General features: G+C 65.6%; 29 protein-coding genes. 27 read left to right on the plus strand and 2 right to left on the minus strand.

Annotated elements, in window-relative coordinates; translation table 11 throughout:
* The first annotated feature begins 38 nt into the window (after positions 1 to 38).
* The 5 genes from H6935_12460 to H6935_12480 all read left to right on the plus strand — a co-directional run bounded on the left by H6935_12460 (position 39) and on the right by H6935_12480 (position 5,785).
* Positions 39 to 1,460 carry a form I ribulose bisphosphate carboxylase large subunit gene (locus H6935_12460; protein MCP5279158.1) on the plus strand — a complete coding sequence of 474 codons (1,422 nt, stop codon included), beginning with the start codon at positions 39 to 41 and terminating at the stop codon, positions 1,458 to 1,460.
* A gap of 66 nt (positions 1,461 to 1,526) precedes the next feature.
* Positions 1,527 to 1,883 carry a ribulose bisphosphate carboxylase small subunit gene (locus tag H6935_12465; GenBank protein MCP5279159.1) on the plus strand — a complete coding sequence of 119 codons (357 nt, stop codon included), beginning with the start codon at positions 1,527 to 1,529 and terminating at the stop codon, positions 1,881 to 1,883.
* A 160-nt stretch (positions 1,884 to 2,043) separates the two neighbouring features.
* The gene (locus H6935_12470; protein ID MCP5279160.1) at positions 2,044 to 2,847 is read left to right on the plus strand and encodes a CbbQ/NirQ/NorQ/GpvN family protein; all 804 of its coding nucleotides are present in this window, start codon (positions 2,044 to 2,046) and stop codon (positions 2,845 to 2,847) included.
* 113 nt (positions 2,848 to 2,960) lie between these two features.
* Positions 2,961 to 5,324: a nitric oxide reductase activation protein NorD gene (locus H6935_12475; GenBank protein ID MCP5279161.1), complete on the plus strand. Its 2,364-nt coding sequence runs from the start codon at positions 2,961 to 2,963 to the stop codon at positions 5,322 to 5,324.
* A 164-nt stretch (positions 5,325 to 5,488) separates the two neighbouring features.
* Positions 5,489 to 5,785: a hypothetical protein gene (locus H6935_12480; GenBank protein MCP5279162.1), complete on the plus strand. Its 297-nt coding sequence runs from the start codon at positions 5,489 to 5,491 to the stop codon at positions 5,783 to 5,785.
* A gap of 35 nt (positions 5,786 to 5,820) precedes the next feature.
* Here H6935_12480 and nhaR read toward each other — a convergent pair whose 3' ends face one another.
* Positions 5,821 to 6,720 carry a transcriptional activator NhaR gene (nhaR, locus tag H6935_12485; protein ID MCP5279163.1) on the minus strand — a complete coding sequence of 300 codons (900 nt, stop codon included), beginning with the start codon at positions 6,718 to 6,720 and terminating at the stop codon, positions 5,821 to 5,823.
* Positions 6,721 to 6,837: 117 nt separating this feature from the next.
* Between nhaR and H6935_12490 the strand changes: the two genes are divergently transcribed.
* From H6935_12490 to H6935_12550, 13 genes are all read left to right on the plus strand, one after another.
* Positions 6,838 to 7,200 (plus strand): HPF/RaiA family ribosome-associated protein, encoded by a 363-nt coding sequence (locus tag H6935_12490; protein MCP5279164.1) that lies wholly within the window; start codon positions 6,838 to 6,840, stop codon positions 7,198 to 7,200.
* Positions 7,185 to 8,204 (plus strand): threonylcarbamoyl-AMP synthase, encoded by a 1,020-nt coding sequence (locus H6935_12495; protein MCP5279165.1) that lies wholly within the window; start codon positions 7,185 to 7,187, stop codon positions 8,202 to 8,204. Before H6935_12490 ends, H6935_12495 begins: the two co-directional genes overlap by 16 nt.
* Positions 8,205 to 8,368: 164 nt before the next feature.
* Positions 8,369 to 8,968, plus strand: a complete 600-nt coding sequence (locus H6935_12500) for a hypothetical protein (protein ID MCP5279166.1) — start codon at positions 8,369 to 8,371, stop codon at positions 8,966 to 8,968.
* Between the two features lie 129 nt (positions 8,969 to 9,097).
* A complete protein-coding gene (locus H6935_12505; GenBank protein MCP5279167.1) occupies positions 9,098 to 9,754 on the plus strand; it encodes a CBS domain-containing protein in 657 nt (218 codons plus the stop codon).
* Complete coding sequence (locus tag H6935_12510; GenBank protein MCP5279168.1) at positions 9,751 to 10,383, plus strand: phosphatase PAP2 family protein; 633 nt, start codon at positions 9,751 to 9,753, stop codon at positions 10,381 to 10,383. Before H6935_12505 ends, H6935_12510 begins: the two co-directional genes overlap by 4 nt.
* Positions 10,380 to 10,778 carry a diacylglycerol kinase gene (locus H6935_12515; GenBank protein ID MCP5279169.1) on the plus strand — a complete coding sequence of 133 codons (399 nt, stop codon included), beginning with the start codon at positions 10,380 to 10,382 and terminating at the stop codon, positions 10,776 to 10,778. The genes H6935_12510 and H6935_12515 overlap by 4 nt, the downstream gene beginning before the upstream one ends.
* Positions 10,779 to 10,893: 115 nt before the next feature.
* Positions 10,894 to 11,583 (plus strand): MFS transporter, encoded by a 690-nt coding sequence (locus H6935_12520; GenBank protein ID MCP5279170.1) that lies wholly within the window; start codon positions 10,894 to 10,896, stop codon positions 11,581 to 11,583.
* Positions 11,584 to 11,592: 9 nt separating this feature from the next.
* Positions 11,593 to 12,189 (plus strand): DedA family protein, encoded by a 597-nt coding sequence (locus H6935_12525; GenBank protein ID MCP5279171.1) that lies wholly within the window; start codon positions 11,593 to 11,595, stop codon positions 12,187 to 12,189.
* Complete coding sequence (locus tag H6935_12530; GenBank protein ID MCP5279172.1) at positions 12,186 to 13,127, plus strand: TerB family tellurite resistance protein; 942 nt, start codon at positions 12,186 to 12,188, stop codon at positions 13,125 to 13,127. Before H6935_12525 ends, H6935_12530 begins: the two co-directional genes overlap by 4 nt.
* Before the next feature lie 29 nt (positions 13,128 to 13,156).
* Positions 13,157 to 13,351, plus strand: coding sequence for a hypothetical protein (locus H6935_12535; GenBank protein ID MCP5279173.1), 195 nt, complete (start codon positions 13,157 to 13,159; stop codon positions 13,349 to 13,351).
* A gap of 112 nt (positions 13,352 to 13,463) precedes the next feature.
* Positions 13,464 to 14,345 carry a universal stress protein gene (locus H6935_12540; protein ID MCP5279174.1) on the plus strand — a complete coding sequence of 294 codons (882 nt, stop codon included), beginning with the start codon at positions 13,464 to 13,466 and terminating at the stop codon, positions 14,343 to 14,345.
* A gap of 107 nt (positions 14,346 to 14,452) precedes the next feature.
* Positions 14,453 to 17,134: a cation-translocating P-type ATPase gene (locus H6935_12545; GenBank protein MCP5279175.1), complete on the plus strand. Its 2,682-nt coding sequence runs from the start codon at positions 14,453 to 14,455 to the stop codon at positions 17,132 to 17,134.
* 28 nt (positions 17,135 to 17,162) lie between these two features.
* Complete coding sequence (locus H6935_12550; GenBank protein MCP5279176.1) at positions 17,163 to 17,582, plus strand: phosphate-starvation-inducible PsiE family protein; 420 nt, start codon at positions 17,163 to 17,165, stop codon at positions 17,580 to 17,582.
* Positions 17,583 to 17,616: 34 nt separating this feature from the next.
* Here H6935_12550 and H6935_12555 read toward each other — a convergent pair whose 3' ends face one another.
* Positions 17,617 to 18,567 carry a LysR family transcriptional regulator gene (locus tag H6935_12555; GenBank protein MCP5279177.1) on the minus strand — a complete coding sequence of 317 codons (951 nt, stop codon included), beginning with the start codon at positions 18,565 to 18,567 and terminating at the stop codon, positions 17,617 to 17,619.
* A gap of 178 nt (positions 18,568 to 18,745) precedes the next feature.
* On the opposite strand from H6935_12555, the gene H6935_12560 reads away from it, so the two are divergent.
* The 9 genes from H6935_12560 (at position 18,746) to H6935_12600 (ending at position 25,002) form a co-directional block, all read left to right on the plus strand.
* Complete coding sequence (locus H6935_12560; protein MCP5279178.1) at positions 18,746 to 21,052, plus strand: carboxysome shell protein; 2,307 nt, start codon at positions 18,746 to 18,748, stop codon at positions 21,050 to 21,052.
* Between the two features lie 15 nt (positions 21,053 to 21,067).
* Positions 21,068 to 22,657, plus strand: coding sequence for a carboxysome shell carbonic anhydrase (locus H6935_12565; GenBank protein ID MCP5279179.1), 1,590 nt, complete (start codon positions 21,068 to 21,070; stop codon positions 22,655 to 22,657).
* 3 nt (positions 22,658 to 22,660) lie between these two features.
* Complete coding sequence (locus tag H6935_12570) at positions 22,661 to 22,924, plus strand: carboxysome peptide A (GenBank protein MCP5279180.1); 264 nt, start codon at positions 22,661 to 22,663, stop codon at positions 22,922 to 22,924.
* Positions 22,924 to 23,175 (plus strand): carboxysome peptide B, encoded by a 252-nt coding sequence (locus H6935_12575; protein ID MCP5279181.1) that lies wholly within the window; start codon positions 22,924 to 22,926, stop codon positions 23,173 to 23,175. Before H6935_12570 ends, H6935_12575 begins: the two co-directional genes overlap by 1 nt.
* A gap of 62 nt (positions 23,176 to 23,237) precedes the next feature.
* Positions 23,238 to 23,528, plus strand: coding sequence for a BMC domain-containing protein (locus H6935_12580; protein ID MCP5279182.1), 291 nt, complete (start codon positions 23,238 to 23,240; stop codon positions 23,526 to 23,528).
* Between the two features lie 39 nt (positions 23,529 to 23,567).
* A complete protein-coding gene (locus H6935_12585) occupies positions 23,568 to 23,864 on the plus strand; it encodes a BMC domain-containing protein (protein ID MCP5279183.1) in 297 nt (98 codons plus the stop codon).
* A gap of 47 nt (positions 23,865 to 23,911) precedes the next feature.
* Positions 23,912 to 24,244, plus strand: coding sequence for a BMC domain-containing protein (locus H6935_12590; protein ID MCP5279184.1), 333 nt, complete (start codon positions 23,912 to 23,914; stop codon positions 24,242 to 24,244).
* Between the two features lie 10 nt (positions 24,245 to 24,254).
* Complete coding sequence (locus H6935_12595) at positions 24,255 to 24,731, plus strand: bacterioferritin (GenBank protein MCP5279185.1); 477 nt, start codon at positions 24,255 to 24,257, stop codon at positions 24,729 to 24,731.
* Positions 24,724 to 25,002 (plus strand): 4a-hydroxytetrahydrobiopterin dehydratase, encoded by a 279-nt coding sequence (locus tag H6935_12600; protein MCP5279186.1) that lies wholly within the window; start codon positions 24,724 to 24,726, stop codon positions 25,000 to 25,002. The genes H6935_12595 and H6935_12600 overlap by 8 nt, the downstream gene beginning before the upstream one ends.
* Positions 25,003 to 25,005 lie beyond the last annotated feature (3 nt).

Here is a 25,005-nt window from a genome sequence, read left to right on the forward strand (position 1 = left end):
CACGAGGCTGAACGCAATCCTAAACAAGGAGTTAACACATGGCTGTGAAGACCTACAACGCTGGTGTGAAAGAGTACCGCCAGACCTACTGGATGCCCGAGTACACCCCTCTGGATACCGACATCCTGGCCTGTTTCAAGATTACCCCCCAGCCTGGCGTGGACCGCGAGGAAGTTGCCGCTGCCGTGGCCGCTGAATCCTCCACCGGCACCTGGACCACCGTCTGGACCGACCTGTTGACCGACCTGGACTATTACAAGGGCCGCGCCTATCACATCGAAGACGTGCCCGGTGACGACACCTGCTTCTACGCCTTCGTGGCCTACCCCATCGACCTGTTCGAAGAAGGCTCCATGGTCAACGTGCTGACCTCCCTGGTGGGCAACGTGTTCGGCTTCAAGGCCCTGCGCGCCCTGCGTCTGGAAGACGTGCGCTTCCCCATCGCCTACGTGAAGACCTGCGGCGGCCCGCCCCAGGGCATCCAGGTCGAGCGCGACAAGATGAACAAGTATGGTCGTCCCCTGCTGGGCTGCACCATCAAGCCCAAGCTGGGCCTGTCCGCCAAGAACTACGGCCGTGCCGTGTACGAATGCCTGCGCGGTGGTCTGGACTTCACCAAGGACGACGAGAACGTCAACAGCCAGCCCTTCATGCGTTGGCGCGATCGTTTCGCCTTCGTGCAGGAAGCCACCGAAAAGGCCGTGCGCGAGACCGGCGAGCGCAAGGGCCACTACCTGAACGTGACCGCCCCCACGCCTGAAGAGATGTACAAGCGTGCCGAGTTCGCCAAGGAAATCGGCGCCCCCATCATCATGCACGACTACCTGACCGGCGGCCTGACGGCCAACACCGGCCTGGCCAACTGGTGCCGCGACAACGGCATGCTGCTGCACATCCACCGTGCCATGCACGCCGTGCTGGACCGCAACCCCCACCACGGCATCCACTTCCGCGTGCTGACCAAGGTGCTGCGTCTGTCCGGTGGCGACCACCTGCACTCCGGTACCGTCGTGGGCAAGCTGGAAGGCGACCGCGATGCCACCCTGGGCTGGATCGACATCATGCGTGACAGCTTCATCAAGGAAGACCGCACCCGCGGCATCTTCTTCGATCAGGACTTCGGCTCCATGCCTGGCGTGATGCCCGTTGCTTCCGGTGGTATCCACGTGTGGCACATGCCCGCCCTGGTGACCATCTTCGGTGACGACTCCGTGCTGCAGTTCGGTGGTGGCACCCTGGGCCACCCCTGGGGCAACGCAGCCGGCGCCGCCGCCAACCGCGTCGCCCTGGAAGCCTGTGTGGAAGCCCGCAACAAGGGTGTCCAGGTCGAGAAGGAAGGCAAGGCCATCCTGACCGACGCGGCCAAGAGCTCTCCGGAACTGAAGATCGCCATGGAAACCTGGAAAGAGATCAAGTTCGAGTTCGACACCGTCGACAAGCTGGACGTCGCCCACAAGTAATCGAACGCAATCGACTTTCCCCCTCCCTTTTGGGGAGGGGCGTTACCCGAATTGAAAGGAAATTAAATGTCTGAAGTGATGGATTACAAAAGCCGTCTGAGCGACCCCGCCAGCCGCAAGTTCGAGACCTTTTCCTACCTGCCCGCCATGGATGCGGACAGCATCAAGAAGCAGGTCGAGTACCTGGTGAAGAAGGGCTGGAACCCCGCCATCGAGCACATCGAGCCCGAGCACATGATGGATTCCTATTGGTACATGTGGAAGCTGCCCATGTTCGGCGAGACCGACGTCAACGTCGTGCTGGCTGAAGCCGAAGCCTGTCACAAAGCCAATCCGAACAACCACGTTCGCCTGATCGGCTATGACAACTTCGCCCAGAGCCAGGGCGCTTCCATGGTGATCTACCGCGGCAAGACCGTCTAAGCTGCGCGGCGGACTGAAGTATCTGCCCCCGCCGCGCACAGGCGTGGCGGGGGTTTTTGTTTCGAGACCTGAAACGTGAAACCCTGGGCCGGCAGATGAGCGTTCGTGTAGCACATCATCGTCCCATTTCACCTTTCATCGTTTCCCCCAGGAGACCCTCATGAGCAACATCGTCGACCAATACCGCATCACCCAGGAACCCTACTACCGCGCCGTTGCGGACGAAGTGGAGCTGTTCGAGGCCGCCTACTCGGTGCGCATGCCCATGATGCTCAAGGGCCCCACCGGCTGCGGCAAGACCCGCTTCGTGGAATACATGGCCCACAAGCTGGGCAAGCCCCTGATCACCGTGGCCTGTAACGAGGACATGACTGCCTCCGACCTGGTGGGCCGCTTCCTGCTGTCCGCCTCCGGTACCGAATGGCAGGACGGCCCCCTGGCCATCGCCGCCCGCCATGGCGCCATCTGCTACCTGGATGAAGTGGTGGAAGCCCGCCAGGACACCACCGTGGTGATCCACCCGCTGACCGACAACCGTCGCGTGCTGCCCCTGGAGAAGAAGGGTGAACTGGTCAACGCCCACCCGGATTTCCAGATCGTCATCAGCTACAACCCGGGCTACCAATCCCTGATGAAGGACCTGAAGCAGTCCACCAAGCAGCGTTTCGGCGGCCTGGATTTCACCTACCCCGAGCACGCCATCGAGACCGAGATCGTGGCCCACGAGTCAGGCGTCAATGCCGAAGTGGCGGGCAAGCTGGTGTCCATCGCCGAGCGTTCCCGCAACCTGAAGGGCCATGGCCTGGACGAGGGTCTGTCCACCCGCATGCTGATCTACGCAGGCTCCCTGATCGCCAAGGGCGTGAAACCCATGGCCGCCTGCCGTGTCGCCCTGGTGCGTCCCATCACGGACGATCCGGACATGCGCGATGCCCTGGATGCTGCGGTGACCACGTTCTTCTGAGCGTGAAATGTGAAACGTGAAATGCGAAACGTGGGGAAGTTTGCCCTGGGTTTTTACATTTCACCTGAGCCGCAAGGCGGCGAGTCACATTTCACATTTCACGGGAAAAGACTATGGCCATCAATCTAGCCGACTACGAAGAGCTGCTGGAAACCCTGTCCGAGCACAGCCGCAAGGCCCTCGACGCCAACTGGCACGAAGCCACCAAGGTGTTCTCGCCCCGGGGCCTGGATAACTACCTGAAAGGGGTGTCCGCCATCCGCGGTCTGGGCAAAGGCGATTCACTGGTGGAAACCTGGATCGAGGAAGCCCCCATGGTGGCCAAGGAAGTGGGCGAGGATGTGGTGGCTGACCTGGCGACCTCTGCCCTGATGCTGGCCTCGAAGACCTCCGGTGCGGTCATTGAACTGCTCCTGGCTACCGCGTCCACCGCAGCCAATCGCCTGGGCGATGCCGAGTTGTTCCAGAAGTACCTGCAATTCATCAATACGCTGCTGGCCCAGGCCCCCCGGGGTGTGCGTCCCATGCTGGACAAGCTGGATGTGCTGTTCCAGCACCTGACCCTGGGCGGCCTGCGTCGCTGGGCGCTGTGGGGGGCCCATGCCCATCGCACCAACTACGAAGAGCAGATTCGCTACTTCGGCCTTGAGTCGAAGGAATCGCTGGCCATGCTGCAGAAGGAGCGCAAGGGTACCCTGCTGGTGGACGTGCAGCGGCGCATCAACATGTACCTGCGTGCCTTGTGGGCCCGGGACTTCTTCATGCGTCCCACCTCCGGCGACTTCGAGTCCCGGGAAGGCTATCGGCCCTATATCGAGGACTATCTGCTGCATGTCCCGGATGCCTTCGACGACTTCGTGCCGTGTGAGGGCTGTGAGCCGGTCAGCGGCCTGGAGCTCTACCGGGCCACGGCGGCCCACTGTGCCGCCCATGTGGTGGAAACCAAGACCCCCATCTCCGCCGAGGCCCTGAACCCCATGCAGATGGCGGTCATCAGCGTGATTGAAGATGCTCGCGTCGAAGCCTTGTCCATCCGCCGGTTTCCCGGCCTGAAGCAGCTCTGGAGCAAGTTGCACACCGCCACGCCGGACATGACGGCTACCGTGGGCGACTACCTGAACCGCCTGGCCCGTGCCCTGCTGGACGAGAGCTATCAGGACGACGACGCCTGGATCCTGGAGGCCCGCGCCCTGTTCGCCAGCGCCCAGGACCGGCTCGACACCAATGTCACCTCCTGGGAAATCGGCGTGCAACTCGCCCATAGCCTGACCAGCAAGAAGATCGCCTTCAACCCGCGCAAGGACCTGCTCACCGCCCCCTACCGGGACGATAACCGCTACTTCTGGGAATTCGAGGAATTCGATTTCAACAAGGCTGCCGGTGCCGGCTACGAATCCATCAAGCAGGTGCGAAAGTATGTGAACGTGATGGAGATGGCCAACGAGATCGACGTGGAGACGGCCGGCGACGACGCCCAGGAGGTCTGGGTGCTGTCCACCGAGTTGTTCCCCTACGAGAACATCGGCGACCAGTATGGGGGCGAAAAGTCCTTCAACGAGACGGAAGGCAAGGAGCCTCTGTCCGACCCGTTCCACTATTCTGAATGGGACTACCAGATCCAGCTGGAGCGCCCGGCCTGGGCCACGGTGATGGAGAAGCGGGCCAAACAGGGTGACCTGCAGCTCATCAACGACATCGCCGCCCAGTACAAGCGGGAGATCCACCGCATGAAGTTCCTGCTGGACGCCATGCAGCCCCAGGGCGTGCAGCGCATCCGCAAGCTGGAGGACGGCGACGAGATCGACATCAACGCCGCGATCCAGAGCTTCACCGACATCCGCCTGGGCAACCAGCCGGACCCCCGCATCATGATGCGTTCGGTGCGCAAGACCCGGGACTTCTCCATCCTGGTGCTGCTGGACCTGTCCGAGTCCACCAACGACATGGTGCAGGGCCAGGAGTATTCTGTGCTGGATCTGACCCGCCGGGCTTGCGTGCTCCTGTCGGATGCCATCTCCAAGGTGGGCGACCCCTTCGCCATCCACGGCTTCTGTTCCGATGGCCGCCACGACGTGGAGTACTACCGCTTCAAGGACTTCGACCAGCACTGGAATGAAGAACCGAAGGCCAAGCTTGCCGGCATGACCGGCCAGCTTTCCACCCGCATGGGCGCGGCCATACGCCACGCCGGCCACCACCTTAAGCTGCAGCGTTCCGCCAAGAAACTGCTCATCGTCATCACCGATGGCGAGCCGGCCGACGTGGATGTACGCGACCCCCAGTATCTGCGCATGGATACCAAGAAGGCGGTGGAGGACGTGGCCAAGCACGGCGTCGTCACCTACTGCATGAGCCTGGACCCCCGCGCCGACAACTACGTCAGCCGCATCTTCGGTCAGAAGAACTATATGGTCGTCGACCATGTGGAACGTCTGCCAGAAAAGTTGCCGCTCCTCTACGCAGGACTGACGCGATGAGTGCCGGAACGGCAGCGTCAGGGTGCGCTGGGTGTCGCGGCGACTTTCGGCGTAGGCTAACTTCGCTTGGCGAAGTTAAGCTGCGGAGCAGCGGCCGTGGCCAAAAGTTGCCGATGCTCTATGCTGGCCTGACGCGATAACGCGTCACTTGTTAAAGACGAATCATGGAAAGCACCTACTGCGGTTTCAACAACGACAAGCACGGCATCACCCAACTGGGCCGCATCGTACTGGATGGCTGGCTGTTCGGATTGATTCCGGAGACGGAAGACTGCACCGGCTGGAGCGTTGGCCGCATGCAGGGCCTGATGGAACAGGTGCAGGATGAGTGGGACAAGTACAGCAACCTGCCCAGCCGACTGCCTGACGAACTAAGACAGCGCCATGCAGACCTCTATGCCAAGGCCATAGTGACGGCCAAGGCCAAGGGCTGGGACCCCGAGTTGGGCGACGACGACTGAACGTCTGGCTGGCCGTCGCGCGGGCGCCCGCGCTTCTATCCTTTCCTGAATAGGCCGCTGCGAGCCGCTTCGCTGACCGCCACCACCGCGGGATGGGTCAGTCGCCTTTCCGCCGAAATGGCGAAGAAACGCTCACGCATGTCCTCCGTCCGCCCAAGCATGACAACCCCGTAGTGCGCTTCGATTTCCCGTGCCATGGCCACGGGCGCGGGGAAGACGCCGGCGCCTGACTGGCCGAAGGCCTTCATCAACGCCGAATCGTCGAACTCGGCGACCACGCGCGGCCGCAGGCCCTGGCGCTCCATCCAGCGCATGAGTGGGGCGCGCAGTGCGCTGTCCTCGCCGGGGATCAGCATGGGCGCGCCGTTAAGGCTGGCGGGAAAGTCCGTCCCCAGGCGCCCGGCGAGGTCGGGCGCGGTAAAAAAGGCCACGCCGCATTCGCCCAGCAGGTGGCTGTGGCCCTTTACGTCCAGTCCCGGCGGCATGGGGCGGTCGGCCAGCACCATGTCCAGGCGGTGGATGGCTAGATCCGCCAGCAGCCGTTCCAGCCTGTCCTCCCGGCAGGTCAGGCGGATCGGATCGGACAAGGCCAGCACGGGCGCGAGCAACTGGTGCGCGATGGATTTCGGCACCACGTCGGCGATGCCGACGCGGAATGGGGTGGCGAGTTCTTCCGGTCCGCCGCGCAGCAGCGCTTCCAGTTCTGCGCTGACCTGGAAAATCTCTTCGGCATAGGACAAGGCGAGCTTGCCGGTTTCCGACAGTTCCATGCGCCGCCCTTCGCGGTGAAACAAGGACGCCCCTACCCGCCGCTCGAACTGGCTGAGCTGGCCGGAGAGTGTCTGTGGCGTGAGGTGCAGCCGCTCCGCCGCCCGGTTGACGCCACCGTATTTGGCTACGGCGAGAAAGTAATGCAGGTGCTTGAAATTGAGCATGACGGTTCATCTTCATATTCGATATTTTCGAATTAAGCACCAAGAATTAACTGTTTGTCTCGAATTAAAACAGGCCTTCATACTGAACCCACCTTCATCCCCAATCAGGAGAACCGGATGCGCATCGATATCCAGACCCACGGTTTCAGCCTCACGCAGGGCCTGCGCGAGTATGTCGAGAAGCGCCTGGCCTACGACTTGTCCCATGCCGGCGACAGCATCATGCGTCTCACCGTGCGCCTGTCCGACATCAATGGCCCGCGCGGCGGAGACGACAAGCGTTGCCTGATCGAGGTGCGCCTGAAGCAGGCCCCCGCCGTGGTGATCGAGGATGTGGAGGCCGATCTCTATGTGGCTATCGACCGTGCCGCTGAACGTGCTGGGCGCACGCTGGCGCGACGCTTGGCGCGACAACGGGAATTCGCGCCGGACATACCGATAGCGCCGGAAGCTGAATCGCAGCCATGCCCCACAAACTGATCACCCTGGCGGCGCAGCGGCTGCGCGCCGGCGGCGTGGTGGCATTCCCCACCGAGACCGTCTATGGTCTGGGTGCCGATGCCCGCAACGAGAATGCGGTGCTGCGGGTGTTCGAGATCAAGGGGCGCCCCGCGGATCACCCTCTGATCGTGCATCTGGCCGAGGCCGGGCAGGCGAGCGCATGGGCCGCCGAGATAACCGAACCCGCGCGGCGGTTGATGGCGCGCTTCTGGCCTGGCCCGCTCACCCTGGTGCTGCCGGCGCGCGACGATATTCCCCGTGTGGTGACCGGTGGCCAGGATAGCGTGGCGCTGCGTGCGCCCAATCACCCCATGGCCCTGGCCTTGCTGCGCGAGTTCGGTGGCGCGCATGGTGGAGGCCTCGCCGCGCCGTCAGCGAATCGTTTCGGCGCGGTCAGCCCTACCGAGGCCTCGCATGTGCGCGCTGCCTTCGGAATTCAGGTGGACCAGATTCTGGACGGCGGCCCCTGCCGCTTTGGCCTGGAATCCACCATCGTATCCCTGCTGGAGGAACGGCCCCGCGTGTTGCGCCCCGGCCCGCTGCCGGTGTCCGCCTTGCGCGAAGCGCTGGGCGTAGACGGCATTCAGTACGGCTCACCTCCTGATTCAGCATCGTCCTCCACGCTGCGGGTGCCGGGCGTCCTGGCGGCCCATTACGCGCCCGCCACCCCCTTGGAGATTCACGCCATCGAAACCCTGCCCGCTCGCGCGACGACGTTGTTGGAACAGGGATTGCGCATCGCGGTGCTGCGCCGCAACCGAACACTGCGCGGCAAGGGGTTGCCGCCGAAGCTGCCCCAGTTTTTGCTGCCGGTCCGTGCGGAACCCTACGCACGCGGCCTGTATGCCCGCCTTCGGGAACTCGATCGTTTCGCCTTCGATTGCGTGCTGGTCGAAGCGCCTCCAGACGATGAAACCTGGTGGGCGGTCAACGACCGCCTGGCGCGAGCGGCGGTTGGGAGCGCGGGAGAGATACGGCCATGAGCGAGGCACTTGCCTGGGTGCTGTGGGCGCTGCCAGTCGCGGGAGTTCTGGCCATCGCTGTGGTGATGATCCGGCGCTCCAGGACGCGACGGCGGCGGTGCAAGGGCCGCCCAGTCTTCCTGTGGCACCGTTATTAAACGGCTTGTTCAGCAAGAGCTCTCGTGATGAAGACACCCATACTGTTAGCCGCCGCCCAATTCGCGCCGCGCCTGTTTCAAGGACACCGCCGCACCTGGATCGCTGCGGGCGTGGTTATGTTGATGATGTTCGGCCTGCTGATCTGGGCCGCCATCTCACTGATGGGCTGGTTCTTCGGTCAGGTGCAAGGCTGGAGCGCGACAGCGCCCGAGACCGCGCGGGATGCACTGGAGACGGTGGAGCGGCAGGTGGAACAGGCGGTCCCGGGCGCGCGCGAGAAAATCTCCGAATACGTGCCTCTCTTCAAGCCCGAGGGCAGGCTGCAGCGCGATGTATCCGGCACGGACTTCGTTCCCGTGGCGCGTTATCCAGGCCTCGTTCGCACCTACTGGCATCGCGAAGGCAGGCAGATCACCGTGCACTACGAGGGCCGTGCGGATTTCGCGGTAGTGCTCGACCATTACATCCAGGGCTTTGCTTCGCTGGGTTACACCCAGGACCTGCGGTCCGCCTCGCCCGAGTCCGAGACCCATGCCTGGATGAAGGGCAAGCAGCGCTATCTCGCGAAGATCATCGCCGAGCCCAAGGGCATGGTGTCCGTTCACATCGAAACCACGCTGGAATGATCAGGAACACCCAGCCTGAGTGGAACCGAACATGAATCCCACCTTCTCAATCGGTGAGCCCTGGATGTGGGCCGCCTTCAACGCCTGCGTGGTTGCCACGCGTAAACCCTCCACCTGAGGAAACACCCCATGTTCTCCATCCACGGCGTCACCGGGCAAACCTTTCGCGGCAGCCTTGAGCACCTGATCAAGGTGCCGGGCGCATTCGCCGCCCGACATGCCCGCGGCATCAACCGGGAAGGGGAGGAACTGGGCGTTGAATTCGAGCTCGCTCGGCGACGTGTGGCGGACGAACAGGATACCGACCCGCGCTATGCCCGCGCCGCGGCAGCCTACGCCCAGTCCCTGCATCCGGAACCACAGCGAGAGTCGGTGCGTCATGCCTATCAGGTCATGAGCCGGTCGGTGCTGACCATGCGCACCGAAGATACGGTGGAAGCCGCCTGGCGCCAGCTTATGGCACGCGGGGTGCGCCAGGCGCCGGTATTGGAGCCCGCCCGGGGCGTGGTGGGGCTGGTCTCGGAACGCGAGTTGCTCACCGTCATCGACCTGGAGGACAAGACGCCCACCGGAGGCCTCGCCCGTCCCGTACGCGAGGTGATGGTCAGCCCGGTGATCTGCGCCGACCCGGTCACCGACATCCGCCGCATCGCCCGCGTGCTGCTGGATTCCGACCTGTCCGCCCTGCCCGTGGTGGACGAGTCGGGCAGGCTGGCCGGCATCGTCTCGCGTGGCGACATCCTGCGCGCCACCCTGGCCGATCCCCCACTGAGCCTCTGGATATGACCCGCCGGAGCGGCCTGCCGATTGCCCTGGTCGCGGCGTCCGCCCTGGTTCTGCTGTCCACGGCCATGGCACAGGGCCGGCTGACCGGTCCGGACCGCGCCCTGCTCGATGCCCTTGCCGCCCTGGGTCACCCCATGGCGGACGGCTTCTTCCAGGCCGTGACCTGGCTGGGCTCGGGCTATCTGCTGGCGCCAGCGGTACTGTTCCTGGTCGCCTGGCTGGCCGCGCGCGGGCAAGGCCCGGCAGCCTGGCGCATGGCCATCGCCTACTTTGGCGCCGCCCTCACCACATGGCTGCTCAAGCAGGCCATCGGCCGCGAGCGGCCCATGCTGCACCCGGCCCTGAGTGATTTCATCGGCATGGACTGGTCCTTTCCCAGCGGCCATACCACCCATGCCGCCGCCTTCGCCCTGGGCCTCTGGCTGTCCCTGGGCGGGCGTCGGCCGGAGACGCGCCACCTGGCCGTCCTGGCGCTGGGCGGGCTGGTGGGCCTGGTGGCGGTCTCGCGCCTGTACCTCCAGGTGCACTGGCCCAGCGACGTGCTGGCCGGACTGCTGGTGGCGGTCGGCTGCGCGGGGTTGGCGGCGGCCGCCACCCGGAAGGATCTGACAAACGGGAGAACACCATGAGAAACAAGTTCCTCGGCACCGGCGAGCCTGGCTGGCGCCCCCTGCGCAAACTCGGGGTCATCGTCGCCGGCCTGCGCTATGCGGTGCTGCACGACTTCAGCGTGATGTACAAGGTGGCCATCTCGGTCGCCGTGCTGGGCGTCGCCCTGTGGCTGCACGACTGGGTGGACGCGGCGCTGATCCTGCTGGCTACCGGCCTGGTGGTGGCGGCGGAACTGTTCAACACCGCCATCGAGGCCCTGTGCGATTTCGTCGAGACCCGCCACAACGAGAAGATCGGCATCATCAAGGACATCGCCGCCGCCGCCACGGGCATGGTGATCCTGGCCTGGTGGATCGTCCTGGTGGTGGAAGCCGTCCGCATCTGGCCGCGCTTCACGGCCGCCCTGGGGTGAGCGAAGCCATGTCCCGCCAACCCTACGCCGGCCGCGAAGCCGTCCCGCCAACCCGGGCACAGTGATTTTCGTGGCCCCGGAATGAAATCGGATCCCTCCTGTCCACCTGAAGACCATGACACCAATCCAATCCCACTCCCCCCTGCTCGAAGTCGCCGTTACCCTGCTCATCCCTTCGCTCATCCTGATGCAGTTCTCCAAGCCGGAGCACCTGGGCGCGGCGGGCGCGCTGGTCCTGGCGTTGGCTTTCCCCATCGATTGGGGCCTACGAGAACTGGCACGCAGCCGCAGGTTCAGCCTGTTCGCCGGACTGGGCATCGTCAGCCTGCTGCTCACCGGCGGCATCGGCTTGCTGGAACTGGACACGCGCTGGCTGGCGGTGAAGGAGGCCGCCGTGCCCGGCGTGCTGGGTCTGATCGTCGCCGCCTCGGCGCTGACGCGCCGGCCGCTGGTACGCGTGCTGCTCTATTCGCCCCTGCTGATCGATACCGGGCGGGTCGACGCGGCCTTGGCCGAGCGCGGTAACCTGGCGGTCTTCGAGGCCCGTTTGCGCCGTGCTACCTGGATGCTGGCCGGTTCCTTCGCCTTTTCGTCGGTCATGAACTACATCCTCGCCACCTGGATCGTCACCAGTCCGGCGGGCTCCGCCGCCTTCAACGAGGAACTCGGGCGCTTGACCATGTTGAGCTATCCCATGATTGCCCTGCCCGCCACCTTGATCATGATGGCCGTGCTCTGGTACCTGGCCGTCGGCGTGAAACGCCTGGCCGGGCTGAGCCTGAGCGACGCGCTACACGGCAAATAGGCCGCCCCCATGCGTCCCTTTTCCCCCCTTTATGCGCGCGCCATGCAGTGGGCCCGCCACCGCCACGCCCCCGTCTACCTGGGAACGATCAGCTTCGCCGAATCGTCCTTCTTCCCGGTGCCGCCGGACGTGATGCTGGCGCCCATGTGCCTGGCCCGGCCCGAGCGCGCCTGGGGTTTTGCCCTGCTCACCACCCTGGCTTCGGTGGCGGGCGGGTTGGCGGGCTACGCTATCGGCTATTTCGCTTTCGAGTCGATCGCGCCCTGGCTGCAAACGACGCAATACTGGGCAAGCTACCAGAGCGCCGTGGACTGGTTCGAGAACTACGGTTTCTGGGCCGTGTTCATCGCCGGCTTCTCACCCATTCCCTACAAGGTCTTCACCATCGCCGCCGGGGTTCTGTCCATGGTACTGCTGCCCTTCGCCCTGGCCTCGCTGGTCGGGCGTGGCGCTCGCTTCTACCTGGTCGCAGGGCTGATGAAGTGGGGTGGCGCGCGTATGGAATCAGCCCTGCACCGCTACGTGGATCGTCTTGGCTGGGCCACGGTGGCCCTGGTCGGGGCGGGCCTGCTGCTGACCCAAGTCTGGAAGGAGTTATCGACATGAACCCGGAACAGCAACGCGCCTTACTGGCCATCGCACTGTTCGCAGCCTTCGCCGACGGCGAGAAGCACGACCGCGAGCGCGACGAAATCCGCCGTATCGCCGATTCCCTGGCCGGGGAGGCCGGCGCGCCCGGCCTGGCCGGGATCTATCAGGACGTGCTGCTCAAGCGCCTCCGCCTGGAAGCCGCCGCCGCCGCGCTGTCGGATACCGGCGAGCGCCAACTCGCCTATGAGATGGCGGTGGGCGTGTGCGAGGCCGACGGCGGCTTGAGTGACACGGAGCGCCGCTTTCTGGACGAGCTGAAGAGCCTGCTCAGGCTGGACGCGCCGCCGGTGGAACTGATCGAGGGCGAAGCCGACGCCATCGTCGAGCTTTCCCAGGCCGCAGCGCCGGGGCCGATGGTCGCGGCGCAAGCCGGGGTGAGTGACACGGAACTGGATGTATCCATCCTCAACGCCAGCCTGCTTAACGGTGCGCTGGAACTGTTGCCCCAGTCCTGGGCGTCGATGGCCATCATCCCGCTGCAAATCAAGATGGTCTACGGCATCGGCAAGGCCCATGGCGTCAGTCTCGATCAAGACCACATCAAGGAATTCATTGCCGCCGCCGGTGTCGGCCTCACCTCGCAATACCTCGAACAGATCGGCCGCAAGCTGATCGGCGGGTTGCTCGGCAAGGCGGCGGGCAAGACCTTCGGCAAGGTGGGCAGCGCTGCCGCCGGCATGGCGTTCTCCTTTGCCACCACATATGCCCTCGGGCAACTCGCCAAACGCTATTACGCCGGCGGACGGCGCATGGATACGGCGCTGCTGCGCGACACCTTCCAGAACCTGCTGGGGCCGGCCAAACAGATGCAGACCCAGTACCTGCCGCAAATCCGACAACAGGCCGAAACCCTCGACATGGGGCGGGTGATGGCCATGGTGCGCGGTACCTGACCCCCCCTCGAATGACAAAGGAAATCGACATGAAAGATGCTAAATCCGACACCCCGAAAACCTATCTCGGCTTCCGCCTGGCGGTGGGCGTGGTCGGGCTGGCCCTCATCGCCCTGTTCGTCATGTTGGGCAGCGTGTCGATGAAGCAATCGGCCACCACAGAAGCGTTGGCTACCCAGGAATCCCTCCGCGAGGGCATCGCGTCGGCACCTGCCGGGGAATAGGGTCTGTCGGGCCTCGGCGCATTTCCCGCAGCGCACGCTGTCAGGTGAAGGTTGCCACCAAGGCACGCCGTTTTAGTCATTCCCATCCCATGCAACCGAGGAGATGTTCATCATGCCAACCCAGCCCCCCATCGTTGCCGCCACGGATTTCTCCAGCGAAGCGAACCGTGCCGTTCTGCGTGCGGCCCTCATCGCCAAGCAACAGGACGCGGAACTGCATCTTCTGCATGTAATCGCGCCCCTCGCTCTTTACCCCGGGCAGGATGTCGGGCCCGCCGATGGCGGTGCCATCCCGGCTACCCTCGGCGAGCATGCCGAAGCTACCGCGCGGGTGCTGCGCGAACGCTACGACATCCGCGTCCATGTGGCGCAACGCGTCGGCCGGGTGCATAGCCGGATCGCCGACTACGCCGTCGAGGTAGGTGCCGGCCTCGTGGTGGCCGGCGCGCGCGGCCAAAGCCCGCTGTTGCGCCTGCTGCTCGGATCCACCGCCTGGCGGCTGCTGCGGGTGTGCCGGCGTCCGGTGCTGATCGTGCGCGGCGAGCCGGTCGCGCCCTATGGCCGGGTACTGGCCGCGGTGGATTTCTTTCCCCATAGCCACGTCGTGGTCGAGTGGGCGCGCCGACTGGCGGCGGACGGGCATCTGCGGCTGATGCACGCGCTGGAGCCCCTGGACGAAAGCGACCTTCGCGCCAAGGGGGTGGACGGCGCGGCGATCAAGCAGGGGCACGAAGAGATGCGCGTCATTGCCGAGAACCTGATGGCCAATCTGTGTGCCAGCGTGTCCGGCGAGGAGAAAACCAGGATCGAAAGCCTTATCGAGCCAGGTTATCCCCCAACCCGTATCCTGGAATCCGCCGCCGACTGGCACGCGGATCTGGTCGTGTTGGGGCGGCAAGGCCGCGGCGGACTGGAGGATTTCCTGATTGGAAGCGTGAGCAAGGATGTGGCGCAGGAAGCGGTTTGTGACGTGCTGCTGGTAGGGCAGGACTAACCGGGTACACGTTGGGGGAGGCGAGGGCTTTCATGCGCCGTGCCCTGGATGGCGGCCTCCCCAGCCTGTGTAACAGCAACGCCGACCCTTTGCGAGAAGATGGAAACATGACCACTCCAATTCCCTGGCACAAGCAATCCGCCGAAGCCGCGTGCGCGGTTCTAGGGGTCGACCCGGCGCGCGGACTGGCGCCCGACGAAGCCAACCCGCGCCTGGCGCGTTACGGCGAGAACAGGCTGGTCGAAGCCACGTCGCGCCCTGCATGGCTGAAATTCCTCGACCAGTTCAGGAACTTCCTGGTCATCGTGCTGCTGTTCGCCGCCGTGCTGGCCTGGACGGTGGGCGACCTGAAGGACGCGGTCGTGATCCTGCTCGTCGTGGTGTTCAACGCCACGCTGGGTTTTTATCAGGAGCACCGGGCGGAACAGACCCTGGCGGCCTTGAAGAACATGCTGGCGGCCCGCGCGCGCGCGCGGCGCAACGGGCAAGTCGTTGAACTGGATGCGGCGTTGCTGGTGCCCGGCGATATCGTGCTGCTGGAGGCGGGCGACCGCATTCCCGCCGATGGGCGGCTGCTGGCGGCCCACGCCCTGGAGGTCGACGAAGCGGCTTTGACCGGCGAGTCCCATGCGGTGGGTAAATCCGTCGCCGCGCTGGCGGAAGCCGACTTGCCGTTGGGGGATCGACTCAATCTGCTCTACATGAACACCGTCGTTACGCGTGGTCGCGCCGAATTGCTGGTCACCGCCACCGGCATGGCCACCGAGATGGGGCGCTTGGCCGGCATGATCGCCGCCGCCCCCGAGTCGGATACGCCGCTGCAAATCCAGCTCGACACCCTGGGCAAGAAACTCGCCGCCATCGCCGGTTTGGTGGTGACGCTGATCTTCATCCTCGATTTCGCCCGCGGCCTGCCCTGGACGGAGGCGGCCATGACTGCCGTGGCCCTGGCGGTGGCTGCCATTCCCGAGGGCCTGCCGGCGGTGGTGACGGTGACGCTGGCCATCGGCATGTGGCGCATGGCGAAGAACCGGGCGATCCTGAAAAAACTCTCCGCCGTGGAATCCCTGGGCTCCACCACGGTGATCTGCTCCGACAAGACCGGCACCCTGACCCTGAACCAGATGACCGCCTGCGCCGGGTGGTTCGCCGGGAGCCGGCTCTCGGTGAGCGGCGAGGGCTATCGGTCGGAGGGCGAAATCCGTCTGGACGAGCCCGGGCATGACTTGCGCGCCCTGCTGCTGCCCATGGCGCTCTGCACCGACTCGCGCGTGCGCGACGGGGTGCTGATCGGCGACCCGACAGAAGGCGCCTTGTGGGTGCTGGCGCAAAAGGGCGGCCTGGACCCGGAATACGAACAGGCCGAACAGCCGCGCATCGGCGAAATTCCGTTTGATTCGGCACACAAGTTCATGGCCACTTTCCACCATGCCGGCGAGGTGGTGGAGATGTTCATCAAGGGCGCGCCCGACGTGTTGCTGGCGCGCTCGGCCGCGTGGTTGTCCGACGCGGGGGACACGCCTCTGGCCGATGCTATGCGCGCCCGCATCGAGGGCGAAAACGAGCACCTCGCCACCCAGGCCCTGCGGGTGCTGGCGGTGGCACGGCGAGTGATTCCTGCCCGCGATTTCGACCCGGCCGGCGACCTCATGGCCTGGGCGCAAGGCTGGACCTTCCTCGGCCTGGCCGGGCTGATGGACCCGCCGCGCGCCGAGGCGAAACGTGCCATCGCCCAATGCAAGGACGCGGGCATCCAGGTCAAGATGATCACCGGCGATCACAAGCTCACCGCCGCCGCCATCGGCCGCGAACTGGGCCTGACCGGCGGGGTGGTCAGCGGCGCGGAACTGGATGCCATGGCGGATGCCGGACTGACCCGGCGCATCGACCGGATCGACGTGTTCGCCCGCGTCTCGCCGGCCCACAAGGTGAAGATCGTCCAGGCACTCAAGGCCGACGGCCACGTCGCCGCCATGACCGGCGACGGCGTCAACGACGCCCCCGCGCTGAAGGCCGCCGACATCGGCGTGGCCATGGGCATCACTGGCACCGCCGTGACCAAGGAAGCCGCGACCCTGGTGCTGACCGACGACAACTTCGCCACCATCGTCAGGGCCGTGGAGGAAGGCCGCGTGGTCTACGACAACATCGTCAAGTTCGTGCGCTTCCAGCTCTCCACCAACATCGGCGCGATTCTCACCGTGCTGGCTGCCACCCTGCTGGGCTGGCCGGCGCCGTTCACGGCGATCCAGCTGCTGTGGATCAACATCATCATGGATGGCCCGCCGGCCATGACCCTGGGCATCGAACCCGCCCGCCCCGGCATCATGCATGACAAGCCGCGCCGCCAGTCGGCGCAGATCCTCACTGGTGGGCGACTGGCGCGACTGGCGCTGTATGGCGTGACGATGATGTTCGGCACCCTGTTCATGTTCCAGCACGGCCTGGCGATCCAGGGACAAAGCTATGCCCTGACCATGGCTTTCACCACCTTCGTGCTGTTCCAGTTCTTCAACGTCTTCAATGCCCGCGCCGAACACGGCAGCGCCTTCAATGCCAATTTCTTCCGGAACGGCAAGCTGTGGCTGGCCCTGGCGGGGGTGCTTGCCTTGCAGGTGATGGCGGTGCATTGGCCGCCCGCCCAGGCCCTCTTCGGCACGGTGGATTTGCGGCTGGAGGACTGGCTGAAGGCGGCGGTGGCCGCATCCAGCGTGCTGCTGCTGGACGAGGCGCGCAAGCTGGTCGCACGCCTGCACCCCGGCGGCCGCCGCCGGTCGCGCTTGATGTGATGCCACGACTCAACCAGGAGCCCGGACCATGCTGGAACACCTGAAGTCCTTCGAACGCTTCGTCGTCGCTGCCCTTATCCTGATGATGGCGGCGGTGGTTCTGCTGGCAGTGGGCGAACTGGCCTGGATACTGGTCCTTGACGTGATCTCGCCGCCGGTGCTGATCCTGGAGGTGGACGAGTTGCTGGAATTGTTCGGCCTCTTCCTGCTGGTGCTGATCGGCATCGAGCTGCTGGAGACCATCAAGCATTACTATACCGACGGGAAAATCCGCCTGACCGTGATCTTCACCGTGGCCCTCATCGCCCTGAGTCGCAAGATCATCATCTTCGAACCGGAGAAGTACGACCCCATGACCCTGGTGGGTATCGGCACCATCATCCTGGCCCTGGTGGCCGGATTCTGGGTCACGGTGACCCTGGGGCGGACCGATCGGCATCATTACTGAGCCTTGCCCTGTCTCCCGAGGGGTCCCCTGAGTTCTACTTCTTCCGACCCTTTTGTTGTGGCACGTGGGGTTGGGTCTCCCTCCAGATGCGAGCGCCATCCTGCAGCAGGAAGTCCAGGAAGCGACGCGTGGTATGGGACAGCTTCTTGCCCTTAAGGTGCACCGCGTACCATTTCCGGACCAGGGGGAAGTGTTCCACATCCAGCACGGCCAGCAGGCCGGATTCCAGTTCCAACCCCAGGTTGTGTCGCGACAGCACGGAAATGCCCAGGCCAGCCATCACCGCTTGCTTGATGGCCTCACTGCTGCCCAGTTCCATGTAGACCTTCGGCGTAAGGCCATGCTGGGCGAACAGCCGGGTGCGGGCCTGTCGGGTACCCGAGCCGGGCTCCCGTGACAGGAAGCGCTCCTCGGCGATGCGCGCCAGGGGGATTTTGCGTTCACCCACCAGGGGATGGTCGGGGGGCGCCACCACCACCAGCGGATTGTCCAGGAAGTACTCCACCTCCAGGTCCATGTTCTCTGGGATGGTGCCCATGATCACCAGATCATCCAGATTGCCTTCCAGGCGTTCCACCACCCGGGACTGGTTGGTGATGGTGAGTCGGGGCTCCACCGCCGGGTAATCCCGCAGGAACACGCCCAGCAGGTGGGGCATGAAGTACTTGGCGGTGGTGATGGCGGCCAGGTTCAAGGGCCCGCGCACGCCTTCCTCCAGGCCGGTCATGTCTTCCCCCAGCACGCGCATGCGATCCAGCACGTCCTGGCTGGCCTCGAACAGCTCGCGGCCCGCATCCGTCAGGAACAGGCGCTTGCCCATGTGCTCCACCAGGGGCAGGCCCACGCTCTCTTCCAGGCGCTTGATCTGGATCGATACCGCCGGCTGGGTGAGATGCAACTCTTCCGCCACCCGGGTGAAGGACAGGTGGATGCCCAGGCTGCGGAACAGGCGCAGCTGATGGAGGGTGACATTGCGCAGTCTCATAGCGTTTTGATTAATTAACAATCGTTAATGTTTCACATAATAACAATTAACTGTTGTTGATTGTTCGGCCTACCTATAGTCACAACCGTCTGGTGGGAATCACGCCAGCCGGGAAGCGCAAGTGGCCTGGCTGACGGAGTTCCACCGAGTAATGCGAACACCTGAACAAGGACTCACCATGCCTGAACAGACTGCAAACACCACGGATGCCCTGGCTGGGCTCAGCGGCCAGGCCCTGGCCCGCGCACGCCGCGCCATGCTATCCCAGATAGGCAAGAAAGGCCTCGGCATGACCACGGCCCCCAGCGGCGCTGCGCGGCAACGGGCTCGGAACACACAGCCCGCGGCTTCCATGGCCGCGCCGGCTAACCCCATAAACCAAGAGCCTCCCGCGAAGGCTGAGACGCTTCCGGAAGCGCCTGCCGAGGAAATCATCGAGCCTGCCATCGAGGCTGCGATTGCTTCGGCGACCGATGCGGTCTGTGAAGGGGCGAACGCGATGAGCTCCAGCGACTATTGCCGCATGCGCCGCCAGGCCCTGGCCACACATGGCAAGAAGGCCTTGCCGGCCAAACCGGGGGCTGGCAAGCATGGCGTGTCCCAGACCGGCAACGGACAGTCCTACGCCCGCCAGCGTCGCGCGGAGCAAAGCCTGAATGGGCGGGGCAAGGCCCCCGCGTCCCGCCCCAGCGGCAGGGTCCGTCCCGAGATGGAAGCCCCCGCCAAGGTGGAAACCGGCACCACCTTGTCCGGCAGCAGCGTGACCGGCACCCAGGTGGAACGTACGACCAAGGTGACCGGCAATGAGCCCGGCTCCTGCCGCGCCATCACCGGCACCGAGTACATCGGTAGCGAGCAGTTCGAAGGCTTCTGCTCCAGCAAGCCGGTCCCCGCTGCGGCCAAGGTGGGCGCCAGCGCTACCAGCCGGGGCCAGATCGTGAGCGGCACCGAGGTGCGCCGCAGCGTCACAGTCACCGGCGGCGAGGCGGGCACCTGCAAGCCGGTGACCGGCACCGAATATCTGGGCAGCGAGAACTTTGCCGAGTTCTGTGCCGGCAAGGGCATGACGGACCGTCCGGAAAAAGCCCCCATGGGCATGACCGCCCGCAAGGGGCTGGCCGTCAGCGGCAGCGACGAAGCCCGGGCGGTGTCCGTCACCGGCGCCGAAGCGGGGGCCAAGCGGGGCATCACCGGCTCCCAGTACAACGACGCGGGCATTTCCCGCCTCACCATTAACGGCCCCAGCAAGGTGGCCCTCACCCATACGATTGCCGGCCGTCCCGTGTCCGGCATCGAGGTGGGCCGGTCCATCAAGGTCACCGGCGACGAGGCTGGTTCCTGCCGCGCCATCTCCGGCACGGAATATCTGTCCAACGAGCAGTTCCAGAGCATCTGCAATGCGCGCCCGGAACAAGGCCCGGCCAAGGTGGGGGAGGCCGCCAGCGAGCTGGGCCAGCGCATCACCGGCAACCTGGTGGAACGCACCAGCAAGGTCACGGGCAACGAGCCCCGGGCCGAAGGCCATATCACCGGTTCCCAGTACGAGCGGGGGGCTGCCCGGGGCGAGGCGCCGGCCAAGGTGCGGGAAGCCCGCACCCTGGGGGGCCGGCCCATGACCGGCGTGATGGCGGGGGCCGCTTTCCCAAAATTGACCGGTGACGAGCACGGCGGGTGCCAGCGCGTCACCGGGATCGAGCAAGCCGTTTCCGCCGCTTGCGCCGCTGCACCCATTCCTGCCGCCGCCAAGGTGGATGTGACTCACACCCTCTACGGTCAGACCGTATCCGGCACGCCCCTGGGGCGGGGCGGCAGGGTCACCGGCGACGAGCCGGGCAGCCACCTGGCCATCAGCGGCACGCCCTACGCGGCCAGCGAGCAGATGATGGGCGGCTATCAACCCGACGCCACGCAAGGGGATGTCAGCCCCCTCCAGGCCCATCCCCGCTTCCAGCCTCCCGGCCGTCCCCGGGCCATGGCCATGAGCATGCGGGCTGCCGAACCCCGGCCGGAATCCTTCAGCGTCTCCTCTCCGGCGCGGGAGTCCTTCGGCCGCATTACCGGTACCGGCTACGGCGGCGCCGGTCGCATCACCGGTCCCGTGAACATGGCCTCCGGCCTGGTGTCCGGCACCCCCGAGTTCCGTTACCGGGATGACAGCCACATCGGCTTTGGTCCTTTCTCCGCTCCGGCTGCCGCGCCTGTTCCGGAAGCGCCGGCCCGCAGCATCACCGGCGAAGGCCGGGACGATGGCGCACGCATCACCGGTGACGACTGGGCCCGCAGTGGCCGGGTCACCGGCACTGAAGGCCGCTGGGCCCAGGGCCGCAACGTCACCCTGCGGGGCGAGGGCCGGGGCATGGGCGCCAGCGCCTGGGCCAACAAGGGCATCGAGAAGCCGGAAGTCCCCCTGGCCAAGGTCACGGGCAGCAGCGGCAACGCCGGCAAGGGCGCGGTCATCACTGTGTCCGGCGGGGCCCGGGGCTAAGGCGCGGAGAGATCCATGAATACCCGTAACGCCTACGCCCTCCGCGCCAAAGCGCAAAACTCCCAGGCCCAGCGCAGCCGCCAGGCGGGTCGGGGCAGCGTCCAGGAGCATGCCCATGACCATGGTCATCACCATGCGCCCTATGGTCTTGGTACCCCGGCTGCGACGCTCCAGACCCGGCCGGCGGACAGGCTGCTCAACGGCGAGCCAGTCCTGCGCCACCCCCTGGCGGACCGGGCTATGAACGCCCGCCTGGCCCACTGCGAGGATTCGGTGAAGGGTCGCTTCGACGCCATTGCCCCCACCCTGCGCAGTCTGTCCGCCCAGCAACACCTGGAGGATTTCCCCGCCCGGGCCCAGCAGATCGCCTTGAACCAGTTGGGCTACCCCCTGCCCACGGGCATCCTGGAAGACGCCTGGGTGGCGGGGTTGAACCTGAAGTCCCTCTATGCCCACTGCGCCTTTGAGTCCTTGAAGGCCGCCGTCGCCCAGTTTGCCCGGGACATCAAGGCCCAGCTGGAAGTGGTGCAGGACACCCGCAACTTCTTCCTGGATTGCGGCTATCACGCCGTGGACATCAGTCCCTGCGCCGATGGCCGTCTGAAGGGCCTGTCCCGCTACATCCTGCGCCTGCCGCTGACTTCCCTCACCCGCCGCAAGGCCTATGCCGGCGCCCTGTTCGACGTGGAGACCGACCTGCGCCACTGGGGCGAAACCGAGCTGCGCCGCTTCCGGGAAGGGGTGCCCACCACGGCGGACGCCGGCACCCGCTATCTGAAGGTTGCGGTGTATCACACCAGTTCCTCCAACCCCTGTGTGGAAGGCTGCGCCGCTCACGGCAGCAACGAGACCAAGGCCATCGAGGCGGCCCTGGAGCGCCTGAACCAGTTCCGCCAGGCCATCCAGAACGCCTACTGCTGCGGCGCCAACACCGACATCCTGCTGATCGGCGTGGATACGGATACCGACGCCATCAAGATCCACATCCCCGACAGCAAGGGCGAGCTTTCCGCCTACCGCTTCGTGGACAACGCCCAGCTGTACCGGGACACCGCCCGCATGTCGGCCGACGCCGCCCGGGCCGCCGTGTACGAGGCCATCCGCACGGCCAGCCGCAAGGACGGCTGGGGCGCAGGCCAGGGAGAGCCCCACGACGGCATGCGTCGCCTGATCGGCAATCTGCTGGTGAACAACTTCTCCCAGATCGAGTACGTCAACGACCTGTACGACGGCCGCTACCAGGACATCGGCCACGCCGAGCGCTACATCAGCGTGGGGGACGGCTTCGAGGAAGTGCAGATGCGGAACGTGGCCTATTACGCCCACCTACACACCCTGGAGGAAGGCGTGGCGGACATGGACGTGGGCATCAAGATCTTCAAGGGTCTTAACGTGAAGCACGGCCTGCCCATCCCGGTGGCCATCCACTACCGCTATGACGCCAAGGTGCCCGGCGCCCGGGACCGGGTGGCGGCCAAGGCCCGCCGGGTGCGGGACGCCATTCGGGCCCGCTACCCGGACCTGGCGGCCCAGGGCCTGCTGGCCTGCTGGCTGTCGGTGCAGGACCTGCCCACCGGCAGTCCCATCGAAACCGTGGAGGACTGAGTCATGAAGGTCATGCAAGTGGAAAAGACCTTGGTGTCCACCAACCGCATCGCCGACCTGGGCCACCGGCCCCTGCTGGTGGTGCGCGAGAAGGCGGGCGGTGCGCGCCAGGTGGCGGTGGACGCCATCGGCTGCATCCCCGGCGACTGGGTGATCTGCGTGGGCTCCTCCGCCGCCCGGGAAGCCGCCGGCAGCAAGGAGTTTCCCTCGGACCTGACCATCGTCGGGATCATCGATCACTGGTCTTCCGATGAGGGGAAAGCCTGATGGACATCTACCAGGTGCGCTCCGAACTCGTGGCGACCCGCCGGGTGCCCGGGCTGAAGCTGATGTCCCTGCGGGTGCTGGCGGACAGCAAGGGCGCCTTGTCCGTGGCCTGCGATCCGGTGGGCGTGCCGCCGGGCAAGTGGGTGTTCACCGTCAGCGGCTCCGCCGCCCGGATTGCAACAGGCGATACCAAGGTCCTCACCGACCTGACCATCGCCGGAATCATCGATCAATGGGATCCGGCAACCTGACCGCCGGTGTTTTTCAACTAACTGTTTTTGTTGTGTTTTTTTAAACCGTAAGGAGAACTGAAATGGCTGCTGTGACCGGAATTGCTCTTGGAATGATTGAAACCCGTGGCCTGGTGCCCGCCATCGAAGCGGCGGACGCCATGACCAAGGCCGCCGAAGTGCGCCTGGTGGGCCGCGAATTTGTGGGTGGCGGCTACGTCACCGTCATGGTGCGCGGCGAGACCGGTGCCGTGAACGCCGCCGTCCGCGCTGGTGCCGACGCCTGCGAGCGTGTCGGCGACGGCCTGGTGGCTGCCCACATCATCGCCCGCGTCCACTCCGAAGTGGAAGGCGTCCTGCCCCAGGCCGCTTGAACCAACCCCTGATTTGTTCTGAACTGAAGGAGAAACGAAATGGCTGAAGTGACTGGAATTGCCCTGGGCATGATCGAAACCCGTGGCCTGGTGCCCGCCATCGAAGCGGCGGACGCCATGACCAAGGCCGCCGAAGTGCGCCTCATCGGCCGCCAGTTTGTCGGCGGCGGCTACGTCACCGTCCTGGTGCGCGGCGAGACCGGTGCCGTGAACGCCGCTGTCCGTGCCGGCGCCGACGCCTGCGAGCGTGTCGGTGATGGCCTGGTGGCCGCCCACATCATTGCCCGTGTCCACTCGGAAGTGGAAGGCATCCTCCCCAAGGCGCCCAGCGCCTGACCCCCCGGCCCATCGGGCCAACTGAATTGATTTGAAGGAGAACTGAAATGGCTGCTGTGACCGGAATTGCCCTTGGAATGATTGAAACCCGTGGCCTGGTGCCCGCCATCGAAGCGGCGGACGCCATGACCAAGGCGGCAGAAGTGCGCCTGGTGGGCCGCGAATTCGTCGGCGGCGGCTACGTCACCGTCCTGGTGCGCGGCGAGACCGGCGCCGTGAACGCCGCCGTGCGTGCCGGTGCCGACGCCTGCGAACGAGTCGGTGACGGTCTGGTGGCAGCCCACATCATCGCCCGCGTCCACAGTGAAGTGGAGGGCGTGCTGCCCGGCGCACCCAGTGCCGCCGGCGGCGGCCGGGACGCCGAGGTCACCCGTAGCTGAGGGCTGAGCCATGTCTGCCAACCCCCGACTCGCCGGTTACCTGACCCAGGCCCTGGACCACGAGCTCTCCGTGGTCCAGCAGTACCTGACCCAGGCCTGCCTGTGCGAGCTCTGGGGCGAAGCGGGGCTGGCGGCCTACTTTCGCCGGGAGGCCAACGAGGAGCAGGGCCACGCCGCCAAGCTCATCTGCCACCTCCTCAGCCTGGGTCAGGCCCCCAACGGCACCCGGCTGCGGCCGGTGCGTCCGGGCCGGGACCTGCGGGAGATGCTGCTGGTGGACCGGGCCCTGGAACTGGACGCGGTGCTGCTCTACCAAGATGCCCTGCGCTACGCCCAGCGTTGCCGGGATGCCACGGCGTCCGCCCTGTTCGCCGAACTGCTGGCGGACGAGGAGGGTCACCTGGCGGAACTGGATCGCATGTTGGCCGACTTGGCCGAGAAGGGCTGCGACCCGGCCCGTTTTCTGGAGGAGGTCTGTCATGCCTGAACTGTATGAAACCGCCCCCGCCGGCTGGCAGGTGCAAGCCAGGCCCCCGGTGATGACCCGGCGCTTCGAATTCCCCGACTACGCCGCCACCCGGGGCTTCCTGGATGGCCTGGCCAAGCTGTCGGAAACCAGTGGCTATTACCCGGACCTGAATTTCGCCAAGACCCATGTCAGCGTCAGCGTGGGGGCGCGGGATGCGGAACTGGGCCCGGACGACTTCACCTTTGCTGGCCAGGTGGACGCCCTGGCCAGCGCTGGCCGGGCGGGCTGAGGC

It is taken from the genome of Thiobacillus sp., assembly GCA_024235835.1.
Taxonomy (GTDB): Bacteria; Pseudomonadota; Gammaproteobacteria; order Burkholderiales; family Thiobacillaceae; genus PFJX01.